General features: G+C 66.6%; 17 protein-coding genes and 1 tRNA gene. 10 read left to right on the plus strand and 8 right to left on the minus strand.

The genetic code is table 11. From position 1 onward, the window contains the following. Window positions 1-34 precede the first annotated feature (34 nt). Entirely contained in the window at window positions 35-1072 is a 1038-nt protein-coding gene (locus C8J39_RS12945; RefSeq protein WP_120300819.1) for an L-threonylcarbamoyladenylate synthase, read from the plus strand. 93 nt (window positions 1073-1165) lie between these two features. Here the strand turns inward: C8J39_RS12945 and msrA are convergent, their stop codons facing one another. Further along, window positions 1166-1708, minus strand: coding sequence for a peptide-methionine (S)-S-oxide reductase MsrA (gene msrA, locus C8J39_RS12950; protein ID WP_120300820.1), 543 nt, complete (start codon window positions 1706-1708; stop codon window positions 1166-1168). A gap of 59 nt (window positions 1709-1767) precedes the next feature. Here msrA and galE point away from each other — a divergent pair, with 59 nt between their 5' ends. Then, window positions 1768-2766, plus strand: coding sequence for a UDP-glucose 4-epimerase GalE (gene galE, locus C8J39_RS12955; protein ID WP_120300821.1), 999 nt, complete (start codon window positions 1768-1770; stop codon window positions 2764-2766). Here galE and C8J39_RS12960 read toward each other — a convergent pair. The 3 genes from C8J39_RS12960 to folK all read right to left on the minus strand — a co-directional run bounded on the left by C8J39_RS12960 (window position 2763) and on the right by folK (window position 4085). After that, window positions 2763-3233, minus strand: coding sequence for a phosphatase PAP2 family protein (locus C8J39_RS12960; RefSeq protein ID WP_120300822.1), 471 nt, complete (start codon window positions 3231-3233; stop codon window positions 2763-2765). The genes galE and C8J39_RS12960 overlap by 4 nt on opposite strands. Before the next feature lie 245 nt (window positions 3234-3478). Continuing rightward, window positions 3479-3554, minus strand: a tRNA-Lys gene (locus tag C8J39_RS12965). A gap of 21 nt (window positions 3555-3575) precedes the next feature. After that, on the minus strand, window positions 3576-4085 hold the full coding sequence (gene folK / locus C8J39_RS12970) for a 2-amino-4-hydroxy-6-hydroxymethyldihydropteridine diphosphokinase (RefSeq protein ID WP_120300823.1): 510 nt from the start codon (window positions 4083-4085) through the stop codon (window positions 3576-3578). Window positions 4086-4107: 22 nt separating this feature from the next. On the opposite strand from folK, the gene C8J39_RS12975 reads away from it, so the two are divergent. After that, complete coding sequence (locus C8J39_RS12975) at window positions 4108-4842, plus strand: uracil-DNA glycosylase (RefSeq protein WP_120300824.1); 735 nt, start codon at window positions 4108-4110, stop codon at window positions 4840-4842. Window positions 4843-4983: 141 nt separating this feature from the next. Here C8J39_RS12975 and C8J39_RS12980 read toward each other — a convergent pair whose 3' ends face one another. Next, window positions 4984-6198: a UbiH/UbiF/VisC/COQ6 family ubiquinone biosynthesis hydroxylase gene (locus C8J39_RS12980; RefSeq protein WP_120300825.1), complete on the minus strand. Its 1215-nt coding sequence runs from the start codon at window positions 6196-6198 to the stop codon at window positions 4984-4986. Window positions 6199-6342: 144 nt separating this feature from the next. On the opposite strand from C8J39_RS12980, the gene C8J39_RS12985 reads away from it, so the two are divergent. From C8J39_RS12985 to C8J39_RS13010, 6 genes are all read left to right on the plus strand, one after another. Beyond that, the gene (locus tag C8J39_RS12985) at window positions 6343-8655 is read left to right on the plus strand and encodes a DNA translocase FtsK (protein ID WP_120300826.1); all 2313 of its coding nucleotides are present in this window, start codon (window positions 6343-6345) and stop codon (window positions 8653-8655) included. A 231-nt stretch (window positions 8656-8886) separates the two neighbouring features. Next, the gene (locus C8J39_RS12990; protein ID WP_120300827.1) at window positions 8887-10275 is read left to right on the plus strand and encodes a carbohydrate porin; all 1389 of its coding nucleotides are present in this window, start codon (window positions 8887-8889) and stop codon (window positions 10273-10275) included. A gap of 82 nt (window positions 10276-10357) precedes the next feature. Then, entirely contained in the window at window positions 10358-10987 is a 630-nt protein-coding gene (locus C8J39_RS12995) for an outer membrane lipoprotein carrier protein LolA (protein WP_093398192.1), read from the plus strand. A 350-nt stretch (window positions 10988-11337) separates the two neighbouring features. Further along, entirely contained in the window at window positions 11338-12120 is a 783-nt protein-coding gene (locus C8J39_RS13000; RefSeq protein WP_120300828.1) for an exodeoxyribonuclease III, read from the plus strand. Beyond that, window positions 12117-13163 carry a GTP cyclohydrolase II gene (ribA, locus tag C8J39_RS13005; protein ID WP_120300829.1) on the plus strand — a complete coding sequence of 349 codons (1047 nt, stop codon included), beginning with the start codon at window positions 12117-12119 and terminating at the stop codon, window positions 13161-13163. Before C8J39_RS13000 ends, ribA begins: the two co-directional genes overlap by 4 nt. A 29-nt stretch (window positions 13164-13192) precedes the next feature. Continuing rightward, the gene (locus C8J39_RS13010) at window positions 13193-13672 is read left to right on the plus strand and encodes a YdcF family protein (protein ID WP_165895195.1); all 480 of its coding nucleotides are present in this window, start codon (window positions 13193-13195) and stop codon (window positions 13670-13672) included. Between the two features lie 209 nt (window positions 13673-13881). Here the strand turns inward: C8J39_RS13010 and C8J39_RS13015 are convergent, their stop codons facing one another. Continuing rightward, window positions 13882-14562 carry an HAD family phosphatase gene (locus C8J39_RS13015; RefSeq protein WP_120300830.1) on the minus strand — a complete coding sequence of 227 codons (681 nt, stop codon included), beginning with the start codon at window positions 14560-14562 and terminating at the stop codon, window positions 13882-13884. Then, the gene (locus C8J39_RS13020; protein WP_120300831.1) at window positions 14559-15233 is read right to left on the minus strand and encodes a YggS family pyridoxal phosphate-dependent enzyme; all 675 of its coding nucleotides are present in this window, start codon (window positions 15231-15233) and stop codon (window positions 14559-14561) included. The genes C8J39_RS13015 and C8J39_RS13020 overlap by 4 nt, the downstream gene beginning before the upstream one ends. Window positions 15234-15255: 22 nt before the next feature. On the opposite strand from C8J39_RS13020, the gene C8J39_RS13025 reads away from it, so the two are divergent. Next, the gene (locus tag C8J39_RS13025; RefSeq protein WP_243649967.1) at window positions 15256-15774 is read left to right on the plus strand and encodes a thiamine phosphate synthase; all 519 of its coding nucleotides are present in this window, start codon (window positions 15256-15258) and stop codon (window positions 15772-15774) included. A gap of 215 nt (window positions 15775-15989) precedes the next feature. On the opposite strand, the gene C8J39_RS13030 is transcribed toward C8J39_RS13025, so the two are convergent. Then, window positions 15990-16697, minus strand: a complete 708-nt coding sequence (locus C8J39_RS13030) for a hypothetical protein (RefSeq protein WP_183037995.1) — start codon at window positions 16695-16697, stop codon at window positions 15990-15992. Window positions 16698-16958: the final 261 nt, after the last annotated feature.

The following is a 16958-nucleotide window of genomic DNA, read 5'->3' on the forward strand; positions in this document are numbered from 1 at the left end:
TCGCTACGGTTTGGACCCGCTATACGCCTGTGGAATGACCCGTCCACACCCTCGGATTTTACCCTACGGCACGGCCGCGATCGCCGAAGCCGCCGCGCTCATTCGCGACGGGGGGATCGTCGCGGTGCCGACCGAGACGGTGTACGGGCTGGCGGCGGACGCAACGAATGCGGAGGCGGTGGCGCGGATTTATGCGGCGAAGGGGCGGCCGAGTTTCAATCCGTTGATCGTGCATGTGGCGGACCTGGCGGCGGCGGAGCGGATCGCGGTGTTCGATGCGGATGCGTTGGCGCTGGCGGCGGCGTTCTGGCCGGGGCCGCTGACGTTGGTGCTGCCGGTGCGGGGGGATTCGGGGATCGCTTCGCTAGTGACGGCGGGGTTGGATACGATCGCGATCCGGGTGCCGCGGCATCGAGCTATGCAGGGGTTGATTGCGGCGTCGGGGCGGCCTTTGGCGGCGCCTTCGGCCAATGCGAGCGGGGGGATCAGCCCGACTTGCGCTGCGCATGTTGCGGGGAGCTTGGGGGGGAACGTGCCGCTGATCCTCGACGATGGGGCTACCGAGGCGGGATTGGAGTCGACGATCGTGGCCGGGCTGACGGTGCTGCGACCGGGGCCGGTTACGGCGGAGGCGATCGTGACGCACCTCCAACACCCCCCCGGTGAACGGCACCCCCCCGGCGGAGGCCGGGGCCCAATTGGAACGTCGGATGTAACCGGGCACGACCTGCGTCATGACCGTCCCCCAATTGGGCCCCGGCCTTCGCCGGGGGGGATTGAGAGTGGGGTGACGGCGCCGGGGCAGCTTGAGAGCCATTACGCGCCAAGCAAGTTGCTCAGGCTGAATGCGACCGAGACAGGGTCTGATGAGTGGCTGATTGGTTTCGGCGATGTGGCAGGCGACGTGTCGCTCTCCGCGTCTGGAAACCTTGTCGAAGCCGCGGCGAGGTTGTTCGACCTGCTCCATGCAGCGGACGCAAACGATCACCCAAGGATCGCCATCGCGCCAATCCCATCTAAAGGCATTGGTGAAGCGATCAACGACCGCTTGCGCCGTGCCGCTCACCGATAATCCGTCCCCCCGCGGAGGCGGGGTCCAGAAGCCAAGTTGGACTGCGGTATTTAGCTGGGCCCCCGCGTCCGCGGGGGAACAGCATTGTCAATGTTACGCGTTCACCGCCGCCTTCGAACGCGCCGCGAAGCTCTTACGGAGCTTCTGCAGCTTGGGCGGGATCACCGCCATGCAATACGGGTTCGATCGGCCCGACGTTTCCCAGTAATCCTGGTGGTAGCCCTCGGCCTCGTACCACGTGTCCATCGGCTCGATCGTCGTGACGATCGGCTTGGGCGAGTCGGCCTGCGCGCGCTCGAGCGCCGCTTCCATCTCCGCCTTCTGTGCATCGTCCGCGGGGAACATTGCCGAGCGATACTGCGTGCCGACGTCGTTGCCCTGCCGGTTCAGCGTCGTCGCGTCGTGCGTAGCGAAGAAGATGTCGAGCAGGTCGGCGAGCTTCAGCTGTTCCGGATCGAACCCGATGCGGATCGCCTCGGCATGGCCAGTGTCGCCGCCGCAAACCTGTTTGTACGTCGGATCAGGGACATGCCCGCCGATATACCCGCTCTCGGCCGACTCCACGCCGATCACGTCCTTGAACACAGCCTCGGTGCACCAGAAGCAGCCGCCGGCCAGCGTTACATAATCCGTCATAACGATCTCCTTTCCGCCAATGTAGGAAGTCGCTACCCCGCAACAAAGAGGAGACGCGCGTGATTGACGGTAAGGTTATGGTGACTGGCGGGGCCGGCTATATCGGCAGCCACGCGGTGTTGGCGTTGCTCGATGCGGGTTATGACGTCGTCGTGCTCGACAATCTGGTCACGGGATTCGACTGGGCGGTCGATCCCCGCGCCGCGCTGGTCGAGGCGAACGTTGCCGACGATGCGAAGGTCCGCGCGGCGATCCGCGAGCATAGCGTCCGGGCGATCATGCACTTCGCCGGCTCCGTCGTGGTGCCCGAGTCGGTCAGTGATCCGCTCAAATATTACCGCAACAACACCGCCGCCAGCCGTGCGCTGATCGAGAGCGCGGTGGTCGAGGGCGTGGCCCACTTCATCTTCTCGTCGACCGCCGCAACCTATGGCACGCCCGAGAAGGTGCCGGTGGCCGAGGGCGATCCGACCGTGCCGATCAACCCCTACGGCATGTCGAAGCTGATGACCGAGGCGATGCTGCGCGATGTCGCGGCGGCGCACCCGATGAACTATGCAGCGCTGCGCTACTTCAACGTCGCCGGCGCCGATCCGCAGGGGCGCAGCGGCCAATCGACGGTCGGCGCGACGCACCTGATCAAGATCGCGGTCGAGGCCGCGACCGGCAAGCGCGACGCGGTCGGCGTCTACGGCACCGACTTCGCCACGCCCGACGGTACCGGTGTGCGCGATTATATCCACGTCACTGACCTCGCCGCCGCGCATGTCGCCGCGTTGGAAGTCCTGGTCGCGGACCCCGGCAAGAGCCACACGCTCAACGCGGGCTATGGCAAGGGATTCTCGGTGCTCGAGGTGCTCGATGCGGTCAACAAGGTTACCAACCGGACGATCGAGCGTCGCCTGGAAGGGCGTCGCGCGGGCGATCCGGCGATGCTGATCTCGGACAATCGCGCGATCCTCGAGACGCTCGACTGGACGCCGCGCCACGCCGATCTCGACGGCATCGTCCGCGACGCGCTGGCATGGGAGCGCGCGCTCGCCGAGAAGGGCCGCTAGGACGCGGACGGATCGGCGGGCGGGGTGCCGAACGCGTGGCGCTCGCCGCCGATCGCCCGTCGCGCGCGAGCGGTCGCGAGCCACCAGGCGAGCGCCCAGAGCGTGCCAAAGCTCCACCCGGCCAGCACGTCGCTCGGCCAGTGGACGCCGAGATACACCCGGCTGCACCCGATCGCACCGACCAGCAGGATCGCGACGACCAGCAGATACGCTCGGGTCGCACGATCCCGAGTCACCTGCGAGGCGAGACCGGCGAGCGTGAGATAGACGATCGCGCTGTTCGCGGAATGCCCGCTCGGGAAGCTCATATGCGTGACCGTGACAAGGTGCGCGACGATGTCGGGGCGCGGGCGGGCGACCTGCAGCTTGACGAGTTCGACCACGATATTGCCGGTGACGCTGGCCGCGACCATGGCGGCGGCGGTCAGCCAGAGGCGCTGGACGATCAGCAGGCCGGCGGCGACCACCAGGACGATCGTCAGGACGATGCCGCCGCCGAGCGCGGTGACGTCGGCCGCGACCTTGGGTAGCCATGACGGCCCGCCCCACGCGCGCAGGCCGAGGATGATCGATCGGTCGAACGCGAACGGCCAGTGATCGACCGCGAGACCGACGAGGAGGATGAGGGCAAACCCAATAGCTGCGACCGATGCGCCCGCGAGAATCGCCGGGACATGCCGCCGCCTGCTCGGCGCAATGCCCGAAGCATCGATGGTGGGTCCGCCGGGGCTCGAACCCGGGACCTCTCGATTAAAAGTCGCTTGCTCTACCAACTGAGCTACGGACCCCCGCCATCGTGGACCGCGCACCTAATCGCGTGGCCGCTTTCGGTCAACCGATTGCGCCAATTGCCGTATCGTTCTGCCGGTCAGCGGATCGCGCCATTGCGGGATCAGGCTGGCGAGGGGGCCAAGGACGAAGCTGCGGGTGTGGAACGCGGCGTGCGGAACGGTGAGCCCGGGCGACGACCATGCGCCGCCGGACCAGAGGATGATGTCGAGGTCGATCACGCGGCTGCCCCAGCGGCGTCCGGGGCGACGGCCGAACGCGCGCTCGATCCGTTTGAGGCGGACCAGCAGCGCGGCGGGGTCCTCCTGCGTTTCGATCAGCGCGACGGCGTTGGCATAACGCCGGTTCGATGGGCCGAGCGGTGCGCTGGCGACGGTCGGTGATCGTGCGACGACATTGCCGAGAGCCTCCAGCGCGGCGGCGATCTCGCGTTCTGGGGCGCCATGGCGGCCACGTCGGTTGGAGCCGAGCGCGATCGCGTAGACACTCGCGGCCTGCGCGATCGGCGGGAGCAGGGTTGCAGGCGACATTTGGTCCGCCTAGCGCAATCCCATGGATTCCACACCTTACGCTTCCGAGCTTCCCGAAACCGTCGAAGAGACCGGCGACGGCGACGTTACGACCGTCTTCGCGCCTGTCTCCGCCTTGCCAGAGATCGAGCCGCCGCATGACTGCCCGCTCTGCCCTCGCCTCGTCGCCGTGCGCGAGCAGCTTCGGGCCGAGTTCCCGACCTGGTGGAACGCGCCGGTCCCTGCCTTTGGCGATCCTGCTGCTTGGCTCGGCATCATCGGCCTCGCGCCGGGGAAGCATGGCGCGAACCGCACGGGCCGCGCGTTCACCGGCGATTATTCAGGGCAGTTCCTGTACGAGACGCTTGGGCGGTTCGGGCTTGCGACCGGGACTTATGGTGCGAAGGCCGAGGACGGGCTGGCGCTGGACGGCGCGATCATCCTCAACGCGGTGAAGTGCCTGCCGCCCGAGAACAAGCCGACGCCGGAGGAAATCCGCACCTGCCGGCCGTTCCTCGAGACGCAGGCGGATGCGGTGCCGACCGCGCGGGTGTTCGTGGCATTGGGGCATATCGCGCATCAGTCGGCGGTGAAGATGCTTGGCGGGCGCTTGCCCAAGGCGCGCTTCGCACATGGCGCGGAGCATGTGATGCCCGACGGCCGCATCCTGATCGATAGCTTCCATTGCTCGCGCTACAACGTGAATACGGGTGTGCTGACGGCGGAAATGTTCGACGCGGTGTTTGCGCGGGCGCTGGAGTTACGTGGGGCGGTTTGAAACGCTCACCTAATTCCGGCCCGCACCACGGTCAGTGCCTCTCGCGGTAGAACAGACGCGTTTTTCCGGTGGAGGCCGGGGTCCAGTTGGTGAGATCGTCGTGACAGAGCGCTGCCGCTGATGAGCGGCAGATCGCCTGTCTCAGATCTTGAGACCCTGCAAAAGCTTCGGGAGGTCACCCGATTCACCCCGCGCCTCGGCCATGAAGCGGTCCTTGAGCGGCGGGATCGCGTTGACGGCGCTGATGCCGAACCGGCGGACCGCGCTGGCAGTCTTGCCGGGAAGGCCGAACAGGCGAGTGAGCGTGTCGGTGGCCGCCGCGGTCATGAACGTGTCGAGTCCGCGCCAGCGCTGGTAGCGCGCGAGCAAGGCAGCGTCGCCGAGATCAAGCCCGAGCCGCTTGCCCTCGACGAGCACTTCGGCGAGCGTCGCGACGTCGCGGAAGCCGAGGTTGAGCCCTTGGCCAGCGATCGGGTGGATGCCGTGGCCGGCGTCGCCGACCAGCGCGAGCCGCGTGTCGGTGATCCGCGCAGCGTGGTGGAAGCCGAGCGGATAGGACGAGCGTGGCGTCGCCATCGACAGCGTGCCGAGGAAACCGCCCATGCTCTTTTCCGCTTCCGCCAGGAACGCGCGGTCGCCGAGCTTGAGCATACCGGGGGCGTTCTTCGCGTCGACCGTCCAGACGATCGCCGAGCGATGGCCATCGGCATCATCCGGCAGCGGAAGCAGCGCGAACGGGCCGCTCGCATAGAAGATCTCGTACGCGACGTCCTCGTGAGACCGTTCGTGGTGGAACGCGGCGATGATCGCGGTGTGCTCGTACGACCAGCGGGCGATCGTGATCCCGGCGGCCTCGCGCGTCGGCGAATTGCGGCCCTCCGCGGCGATCAACAGCGGCGCGCGAATGACGTCGCCCGAGTCCAGCGTGGCGGTGACGCCCGATTCGGTGCGGTCGACCGTCGTCGCGCGCGTCTGCATGCGGAGGTCGACATGCGGCGCGGCGGTCGCAGCGTCGAACAGCGTGCGACGGAGCAGCTTGTTCTCGTACATCGTGCCGAGCGCGCCATCGTCGGCGTCGGGGACGAAATCGAGCGCGCCGGGTTCCAGCCCATCGCTGACGCGGATCTGGCGGATCGCACAGCCCTGCCCCGCCAGCGTCGCGCCGATGCCGATCGCGTCGAGCATGCGGTGGCTCGCGCTCGCCACTGCGGAAGCGCGGCCGTCGAAGCCGGGCGCCAGCGTCACCGCGGGGTCGGCGGGGTCGATCACGATCGTCGAGATGCCGTGCACGTCGAGCGCCACGGCGAGCGTCGCGCCGACCAGCCCGCCACCGAGGATGATTACATCTGTGTCCATGGCGCCCGCTGTATCCCGCCAGCCGGTCGCTGCCAACGACGTTCCCGACGCGGTTTAACCCGTGTTGCAGCGCGGTTATCTTGACGTTGACGCTGCCGGGGACGATGCGTTTCTCTATTGTAGAGAATCTGGAGAATACGGGTCATGGCCAGCCGCGCGCAGCCAGCCTTGTGGCGTGAGACGGTGAAGGCGGGTGCCGTCCGCAGCGGCGCGCTGATCGCGGCGATCGCGTTGTTCGTCGGCACGCTGCTGATGGCGCTGGCGCTGGCGAGCTATCACCCGAGCGACCCCGCGCTCAACACCGCATCGGGCGGCGACCCCGCCAATTTGGTCGGGCTGCCGGGTGCGTGGTTCGCGGATATCGCGCTCACGCTGTTCGGGCCGGCGGTCGCGCTGTTGCTGCCGATCGGACCGATTCTGGGCATGCGACTGTGGCGCGACGCGCCGCTCGGGCATTGGCTGCGGATGGTACGCGGGGCGGCGATCGGCGTCGCGCTGATGGCGAGCGCACTGGCATTCGTATCGGGCACATCGGTGCTGGCGCTTCCCGCCGGATGGGGCGGCGTGATCGGCCTGTCGGTCTCCAGCGCGGTGCATTGGGCGTTGAGCTTCATCGGCCAGCCGGTCGCCGAACTCTGGTCCGCGCGCGCAATCGGGCTGGTCGCGGCAATTGCGGGTGCGATCGTTTGGGGCAAGAGCATCGAGATCGATCTCGGCGAGCGCAAATGGCGTCTTCCCCGCCGCAATCGCACCGAAGCACTCGGCTATGATGGCTTTGCGGAGATCGACGAGGACGACGACGAGCCGCTGACGTTGACCCGGAAACCGGTCGAGCCGCGTGCCGTCGCCGAGCCCGACCCGCGCCCTGCCCCGGTGATCGCGGATCGCGAGAATGCGCCGTCGCAGGCCAAGCCCAAGGAACGCCAGTCGTCGCTCGACCTGCGCGATAACTTCACCTTGCCGAGTCTCGACCTGCTGACCCCGTCGCCGCCGAGCCAAGGCAATGTGATCGACAAGGCCGGGCTCGAACGCAACGCCCGCCTGCTGGAGAACGTGCTCGACGACTTCCACGTCAAGGGATCGATTATCGAGGTCCGGCCGGGCCCGGTCGTGACGATGTACGAGCTGGAGCCAGCGCCCGGCATCAAGGCGAGCCGCGTGATCGCACTGGCCGACGATATCGCGCGCAACATGTCCGCGATTTCCGCGCGCGTCGCCGTGATCCCGGGGCGCAACGTGATCGGCATCGAGCTGCCGAATGCGCGGCGCGAGGCGGTGAGCTTGCACGAACTCGTCGGCAGCCAGACGTTCGAGGACCAGTCGGCGCAGTTGCCGATCATCCTCGGCAAGAACATCGCGGGCGATTCGGTGATCGCCGATCTCGCGCCGATGCCGCATCTGCTGGTCGCGGGCACGACCGGCTCGGGCAAGTCGGTCGGGCTGAACAGCATGATCTTGTCGCTGCTCTACAAGCTGACGCCGAACCAGTGCCGGATGATCATGATCGATCCGAAGATGCTCGAACTGAGCATGTACGACGACATTCCGCACCTGTTGTCGCCGGTCGTCACCGATCCCGCCAAGGCGGTGCGCGCGCTGAAATGGGCGGTCGAGACGATGGAGGATCGCTATCGCCAGATGTCCTCCGTGGGCGTGCGTAGCCTCGCGGGCTTTAACGACAAGGTGCGCGGCGCGAAGGCCAAGGGGCAGCCGCTCGGGCGGAAGGTCCAGACCGGCTATCATCCCGACACCGGCGCGCCGATGTACGAGGAGGAGAAGCTCGAATACGACGTGTTGCCGCAGATCGTGGTGATCGTCGACGAGCTCGCCGATCTGATGATGACCGCGGGCAAGGAGGTCGAATTCCTCATCCAGCGGCTCGCGCAGAAGGCCCGCGCGGCCGGCATCCACCTGATCATGGCGACGCAACGGCCCTCGGTCGACGTCATCACCGGCGTCATCAAGGCCAATCTGCCGACGCGGATCAGCTTTCATGTGACGTCGAAGATCGATTCGCGCACCATCCTCGGCGAGCAGGGCGCCGAGCAGCTGCTGGGCAAGGGCGACATGCTCTACATGCCCGGTGGCAAGGGCATCGTCCGCGTCCACGGCCCGTTCGTGACCGATGACGAAGTGCGGCTGGTGGCGGATCACTGGCGCTCGCAGGGGCTGCCGGATTACATCTCCTCCGTCACCGAGGAGCCCGAGGAGAGCTTCGCGCTGGAGGGCTCGCCGACCGGCGAGGATTCGGCGGAGGACCAGCAATATCGCCAGGCGATCCAGCTGGTCTGCGAGTCGCAGAAGGCATCGACCTCGTGGCTCCAGCGCCAGTTGCGGATCGGCTACAACTCCGCCGCGCGGTTGATCGAGCGGATGGAGAAGGACGGCATCGTCGGCCGCCCGGATCATGTCGGCCGCCGCGAAGTGCTGCGCGATACCGAGGGGCATGCGATCTAAGGTCGGATTCGATCCTCCCCCGCCAGGGGGAGGTGGCACCGCAGGTGACGGAGGGGGAGGGCACGGAACGATGGCGATTCCTGTCCGCCCCCCTCCGTCTGGCAAGTGCCAGCCACCTCCCCCTGGCGGGGGAGGATTCTTGGAACTTCCGCTTACGATTTAGCGAGGGTTTCGATCAGCCGACGCCCGGTATACTGGGTTGATACAAGTTACGGAAAACAGGTGGGCGTAATGGGGTATCGGCGGTTCTGTGCAGCGGCAGCGTTGACGCTCGCAATACCCGGTCAGGTCTCCGCGCAGGATACCGCCAAGCAGACCCCCGGCAGCAGCGCGACCGACACGCAGCACCGCCCGCGCTCCGGCGTGCGCCGTGACAGCGATCTCTCACCCTCTGCGCTGACCGCCGATACGCAGCGTACACCGCCCCCCGGCCTGTTCGCCGACTGGTTCGATATCCGCAAACGACTGGCCGATCGCGGTATTGGGCTCAGCGCACGCTATGCCTCGGAAAGCGCGTATAATTTTTCCGGCGGCGGCCGGAAGCTGCTGCGCGAAACCGGCCAGTTCGACGTCGGCGTGCTGCTCGATCTCGACAAGGTCGTCGGCCTCAGAGGCGGTGCGTTCCAGGCGACCGTCACCTACCGCCGCGGCCGCGATCTGGGTGCGGACGCCAATCTCGGCGTGCTGCAACAGGTGCAGGAAGTGTACGGCCGCGGGCAGACCGTCCGGCTGACGCAATTCTGGTACGAGCAGATGCTCGGCGAAAAGCTCGAACTGAAGATCGGCCGGACCAATCCGGGCGAGGATTTCGCGTCCTTCTCGTGCTATTTCCAGAACCTCAGCTTCTGCGGTGCGCCGCCGGGCAATCTGAACGGCGATTACTGGCAGAACTGGCCGATCAGCCAATGGGGCGCGCGGTTGCGCTACGACGTCAACGACCACCTGACACTGAAGACCGCCGCCTACGAAGTGAACCCGCGCAACCTCGATAACGACTTCGTGATCGGCCATTTCCACGGCGCGACCGGCGCGCTGATCCCGGTCGAGGCCGAATGGCGGCGCGGCGACGATGACGGTCGAGTCGGCGCGTACAAGGTCGGCGGCTGGGTCAACACCTCGAACGGCGACGACGTGTTCTACGATGTGAACCGTCGGCCGATCGCGATCACCGGGCTCGAACCGCTCCGCCGCAACGCACGCTACGGCGTGTATCTCAACATCCAGCAGCAGATCACCGGCACGTCTAAGGACGGCAAGTCGGTCACCGGGCTCAGCGTGTTCCTCAACGCGACGCAGGCAGATCGCGCGACGTCGACCACCGACAACCAGATCGCCGCCGGGCTGTTCTACAAGGGGCTGGTGCCGTGGCGGCCGAACGACATCCTTGGCTTCGGCGTGGCGCGGACCAACGTGAACGGGCGCGTGGCGAAGGGCCAGGAGCTCGATCCGGCGCGGCCCGCGGTGCAGGATGCCGAATACGCGTCGGAGATCTATTACAGCGTCCACCCCACCAAGTGGCTGGAACTGCGCCCGAACGTTCAGTGGGTTCACAACCCCGGCGGCGTACACGACGCCAACGACGTCGCGGTGCTCGGCCTGAAGGGCGCGATTACGCTGTAGTCCGCGCGCTCTGACGGAACCCGCCGAATTCAGTGGCGGTTCAAGCGCGGGCGGGCAACGGTCGCGCCTTGAGGAGATTTCGATGTTCAATACCCGCCCCGCGGTGATCGCGACGATCGCCGCTTTGTCCGTCGCCGCCGTGCCCGCGCCGATCGCCGCGCAGGCGACCGGCGATCTCGCGGCCGTGCAGAAGCACCTGCAATCGGTCGAGACGATGACCGCGAATTTCTCGCAGGCTGACCGCAACGGCAAGGTGCTGACCGGCGTGCTGACGCTCAAGAAGCCCGGCAAGCTGCGTTTCCAGTATGAGAAGGGCGTGCCAATCCTGATCGTCGCGGAGGGCGGCGCGCTGACTTTCATCGATTATTCGGTGAAGCAGGTGCAGCGCTGGCCGATCAAGAACTCGCCGCTGGGCGTGCTGCTCGATCCGACCCGCGACATCACGCGCTATGCGAAACTCGTCCCCGGCTACGATCAGCGGATCGTGTCGGTCGAGGCGAACGATCCCAAGCACCCGGAATACGGCCGCATCACGCTGGTGTTCGTCCGCAACGCGAGCGCGCCGGGCGGGTTGATGCTGCAGGGCTGGGTCGCGCTCGATAGCCAGAACAACCGCACGACGATCCGCCTGACCAACCAGAAGTTCGGCGAAGCGGTCAGCGACAACAGCTTCCGCTGGAACGATCCGCGCCGTACGGGTGTAAGAAAATAACATAAAATTCGTGTCATTCATGCAAGCGACAGGTTCGGCCTCCTAGAGAGTGGCTCGCGGATGTGGGGCATTCGGGATTTTTCCCCCTGTTGCCCGGATGGTTTCCTCACCTCTCGCCTGCGTGACGAACGCTGAGTCGGCCCTCGCTCCATGCCCCCGGAGCGGGGGTCATTTCATGTGAAGGGCGGCGCGCAAAAGCATTTTGCAAGACTCGCCCAAGCACGGCCGACGGGCCCCTGTTCTTTCAGGGCCCGGTCGACGACAGCGGCTTTGCCGATGGCGCCTTCTACCTTCTTCAAGACCTTGCGCGCTTCCTTGTCCCCACCCCCCCGCAACGCTACATCGCGGCGGTGAAGATCGTCTCCTGGAACATCAACTCGGTCCGTTTCCGGATCGCCATCGTCGAACAGTTTCTGCGCGACGAGCAGCCCGATATCCTGTGTCTGCAGGAGACCAAGGTCATCGACGGCGACTTCCCGCTGGAGGCGTTCCGCGCGCTTGGCTACGAACACATCGTCCTGCACGGCCAGCGCATGCACCACGGCGTCGCGATCCTGAGCCGAGTCCCAATCGTCGAGGACGACCGCTTCGACTGGCAGGCGAACAGCGAGGCGCGCCACATCGGCGTCCGGCTGGAGAACGGTGTACGGCTCGAAAACGTCTACGTCCCAGCCGGCGGCGATGTCCCGAACCGCGAGGTGAACCCCAAGTTCGGCCAGAAACTCGACTTCATCGAGCGCATGACGACCTGGTCCGAAACCCTCCCCGGCCCCACCATCCTGGTCGGCGACTTCAACATCGCGCCGCTCGAATCCGACGTATGGAGCCATAAGCAGTTGCTCGACGTCGTCAGCCACACTCCCATCGAGGTCGAGGCGCTCGGCAAGTTGCAGGCGGCAGGCGACTGGGTGGATCTCGGCCGCCGCTTCCACCCTGCCCCCGCCCGCCTGTTTACCTGGTGGAGCTACCGCGCGAAGGATTGGGCCGCTTCGGATCGCGGCCGTCGGCTCGATCACATGTGGGCGACCGGTGCCGCCGCCGAAGCTGCGGTGTCGCACCACGTCTACGAACGCTGCCGAAGCTGGCTCAAGCCGTCCGACCACGTCCCGATCATGACCGAGTTCGCGTTTTGAGTAATCCTCGCGCAGCGGCACGCGCGGTCGATGCGCTCAGGCGCGGCTGGCCGATCGCGATCGACGGGCTGGTGCTGCTCGCGGTCGAGACGGCGGATGCCGAGCGGTTGGCGGCGTTCGATCCCGAAGCGAATGGCGGCGTGCTGATCTCGTCGGGGCGTGCGGCAACGTTGAAGCTCGCGAACCAGCGCGCAGCGGCGGATCCGACCGAGCCCGTGCTCGTCGATCGCGCGCCCTGGATCGACTTCGCCGCCGCGACCGCGCTGGCCGATCCACAGTTCGACCTAGCCACCCCCCTCAAGGGTCCGTTCCAGACGCTCCCGCTCGCCGATCCGGACGCGGCGGCAGCTGCCTTGCGCCTTGCCCGGATCGCGGGATTGCTGCCGGCGTTCTTCCTCGGCACGGGCGAACCCGAGGTCCGCATCGCCCGCGCAGATATAGACGCACACGAGGACGCGAACCGCCTGACACTCGCCGCACGCGCACGGCTTCCCGTCGAGGGCGCGGAGGATGCGGAGATCGTCGCCTTCCGCAGCCCCGAAAGCGCGGACGAGCATATCGCGCTGCTGATCGGCCAGCCCAACGGCCAGCCGCCGCTCGTCCGCCTCCACAGCGAGTGCCTGACGGGTGACGTGCTCGGCAGCCTCAAATGCGATTGCGGACCCCAGCTGCACGCCGCGATCCACGCGATCCAGCATGGTGGCTGGGGGATCCTGCTGTATCTGCGGCAGGAAGGTCGCGGGATCGGGCTGGTCAACAAGCTTCGCGCCTATGCGTTGCAGGACCAGGGGTTCGACACGGTCGATGCGAACACGCGGCTCGGCTTTGCAGTCGATGCGCGCGATTTCGGGGTGGCGGCGCGGATGCTGACACTGCTCGGCCAGCGCGAAATACGGTTGCTGACCAACAACCCCGCCAAGGTCGCCGGGCTCGAAGCGGCGGGCGTGACGGTGATCGAACGCGTGCCGCATTTCCTCCCCTCGAACCCGCACAACGCGCAGTATCTCGCGACCAAGCGCGACCGCACGGGGCATCAGTTCTGACCGAGATCCCACCCTCACGGCGCCTGATCGTGGTGTTCGGCGCGGCGGTTCGTCCCGATGGCAGCCCGAGCCCCACGCTCGCCCGCCGCATCGCGTTCGCAGCGGCGGCCGCGGCGCGCTACGTCGATGCGGACCTGTTCTGCTCGGGCGCGAAGGGCACGCACGGACCTTCCGAAGCGTCGGTGATGGCGGATGTGTTGGCCGAGACGGTCGATCGTTCGCGGATCCATCTCGACGAGGCGAGCGTGGATACGTTGCAGAGCGTCGTGGCTGCGGCCGCGTTCGCGCGCGCGGGCCAATATGCGCAGTGCATGATCTGCACCGACGGCTATCATCAGCCGCGCATCCGCATGCTGTTCGCGATGCTGGGCATGCCCGCGAGTGCGATCCACGTGCCGCATGGCGGGAGCCGGCGGTACCAGCTCAAGATGCGGTCGCGGGAAGCGGCGGCGATCCCGTATGATCTGGTCGCGGGGATCGGTGCGATCTGGCGGCGGAAGCGGAGTTAGCGGTTCTCCTGCGAACGCAGGAGCCCAGGGTACCGAGCCCAGTCCGTGGTTACCCTGGATTCCTGCATTCGCAGGAAAACGGGTTGTGGTGCCAATCCCCTCTCCGTCACCCCGGACTTGTTCCGGGGTCCACCGTGCCGCGTATCAACGGCGGATGGTCATGCGGAACGGTGGATGCCGGAACAAGCCCGGCATGACGGCGGGAACGGTCAGTTCGTCCCGATCAACTGCGCCACGTCGTCGAAGCTCTCCGCCAGCGCGTCGACACCGATCGCCTTAAGCCGAGCACCATGCTCCGCATTGCAATGCGACCCCGCCGACAAGCCGATGACGTAGCCCCCCGACGCCACCGCCCCAGTCGCCCCCACCGGCGAATCCTCGAGGATCGCCGTCCGCGCGATATCGACCCCAAGTTGCCGCGCCCCGAACAGATACAGATCAGGCGCCGGCTTGCCGTTCGTCACATGCTCACGCCCGCTATAGAGACGGTCGCCGAACGCATCGCGCAGGCCGATATGCTCCAGATGCCGCGCGATCCAAGCTACCGGGCTCGAAGACACAATCGCCTTGGGCAAATCGACAGGGAGCGAGCGGACGAACGCCACCGCGCCTTCGATCGCGTCGACGCCAGCCGCCATCGCACGCTCGTCCTCGGCCTTCCGCGCGGCGTAGAACTCCTCGGGGAGCGGCCGGTCGATCCAGCGCTCGATCGCATCGATAAACTGCGGCCCGGCGAGCCCCATGAAATTCGCCATCGAATCTTCGGCGCTGGTCGGGTGCCCCGCGGCGGTAAGCCATTCGGCGATGTGGCGGTTGCCGACGGCTTCGCTGTCGATCAGCACGCCGTCGAAATCGAATAGCAGCGCGTCGAACCGAACCGGTATGCTCATGCGTCCGTCCCCCGCGCGCCGAACAGCGCGCTGCCGATGCGGACATGAGTCGCGCCGATCGTCACGGCTGTTTCGAAGTCGTCGGACATGCCCATGCTGAGGCCAGTCAGCCCGTGATCGCGCGCGAGCTTTGCCAACAGCGCGAAATACGGCGCCGGTTCGATGTCAGCGGGCGGCAGGCACGTCAGCCCGGCGATCGGCAGGCCGGCAGCACGCGCCTGCTCCACCAGCGCGGGCAGGTCGGCGATCGCGCAGCCACCCTTTTGCGGTTCGTCGCCAATGTTGACCTGGAGGAAACAGTCCGGCCGACGATCGCTCGCCGCTATCGCCTTCCCCAGCGCGGTGACCAGCGACGGGCGATCGACCGCATGAATGCAGTCGAACAGCGCCACCGCCTCGGCCGCCTTGTTCGACTGAAGCTGGCCGATCAGATGCAGTTCGACGTCGGGATATGTCTCGCGCAACGCCGGCCATTTCTCGGACGCTTCCTGCACACGGTTTTCGCCGAATACCCGCTGGCCTTCGACGAGCAGCGGTTCGATCGCCTCGACCGGATGCGTCTTGGAGACCGCGATCAGCGTCACGTCGTCCGCACGGCGGTCGGCGATCTCGGCGGCCTTGGCAATCCGGCTGCGGATGGCCTGTAATTTGGTGGTGTCGTCAGCAATCATGCGGCGCGCTATAGGCAGCGGCGTGGCCCGTCGTAACCCCATTCCCGCGCGCTGGCTGATGACGGACGAGCGGATGGGCGACGCCCTATGGCCGGTGCTGACGCGGTTGCCGCCGGGATCCGGCGTGGTGTTTCGGCATTACGCTACGACTGCGCGGGAACGCCGTGCGCTGCTGCGGCGGGTGAAGCGCATCGCGCAAGCGCGCCGGCTAGTCGTCGTGGTGGCCGGAAAGCCTGTGATCGCGGCCGACGGTGTGCATGGTCGAGGAAAGACTCACGGGATCAGAACCTGGCCAGCACATTCAAGACACGAGGCCTTGGCTGGCAAGCGCGCTGGGGCTGCTGCCCTGTTCGTGTCGCCGATCCACGTCACCCGATCACACCAGGGTGCAGCCGGGATCGGTCCGGCACAGGCTCTGCGGATCGGACGCGGACTCGGGATACCAATGATCGCGCTAGGCGGAATGACCGAGTCGCGCTGGCGGCAAATCCGGCGATTCGGCTTCCACGGCTGGGCCGCGATCGATGCCTGGATCCGTTAACTGCTAAGCGAGAACGAACGTCCCGACCCCGTCATCCCAGCGGAAGCTGGGATCTTACATTGGGGCCCGCGTCACCCGCATCGAGGAATACCTCAGCTTCCGCTAGGGTGACGGCGAAGACAAGCAGCATCGAACTCTATCCCTGAAGGAAAAGCGGCGCGGTAAGGTCACCCGACCGTTCAAAAACTCCAGCAAAGTACCACTTTGCTGGATGCTTAGAACCGGAAGGCGGTGCCCAGATACACGGCCTGGCTGTCGCGACGGTCGTCATCGACCTTCACGAAGCGCTCGCGATCCGACCGATACCGCACGCCAGCCGTCACTGCGAGGCTGCGCGTCAAGGCGTAGGACCCGCCAAGATCGACCGAATAGCTCGGCGCATCCTCGACGAGGCGCGGTGCGCTCGACAGCGGGCGATCCGCCGCAGCCTTCACCGTCCCGCTGAAGCGCTTGGCGCTATAGCTCACTGCCAAGTCAGCCGCCTCACGCCCACCCGGCATCACGCCGAGATCGAGCTTGTTCACGTCACCCGAGATCGCGAACCGCTTCCAGCCGACCGACATGCCGAGATTATACGCGATTGGCGCAATACCGACGGTTGGCGTGGTCGAAGCCAAGCTGGCCGTGTTGGCGACACCGCGGTTGGTCTGCGCACGGACCGCAACGGTCACCGCGCGGTTATCCTGGCGCGTTTCGGCAGGCGTAAAGCGGAAGCTGCCCGCATCGAAGCCACCGCGCGCGAACATCGCGGCAAGGCGGGGGTCGGCGGCAGCGGGCGTGAACGATCCGATACCGCGAACCGCGGCGACGTTATGCTTGGCGATCCGGGCGGGCTGTTCGCTGGCGCCGAAGGCAGGCGCGACGATTGCGGCGGTGGCGACAAGCGCCCCGGCAACCACCCCAACTATTCCCCCACGCGTCATCACAACGAATCTGTCCTTCGAATCCCGTAATCGGATCCTGTTAAACCGCATCTAACATGAATTGATCCACAGCAAAGGCCGCAGAACCGCCCATTCCCACCCTTCGTCGCCGAATTGTCGGACAGTGTTGCAATCAGCACACAGCTCGACGCGATAGCGCTACCGAATCGGCTGCTCTCCCAGTCGGGCCAGCCCCCCGCGCATACGCTCGTCGCGCATGCGGGCGTCTGCTTGCGGGCACGCGGGCTCGCCTGTAGAGCA

Origin of the sequence: Sphingomonas sp. PP-CC-1A-547 (genome assembly GCF_003610375.1) — a bacterium.
In the GTDB taxonomy this organism is placed as follows: domain Bacteria; phylum Pseudomonadota; class Alphaproteobacteria; order Sphingomonadales; family Sphingomonadaceae; genus Sphingomonas.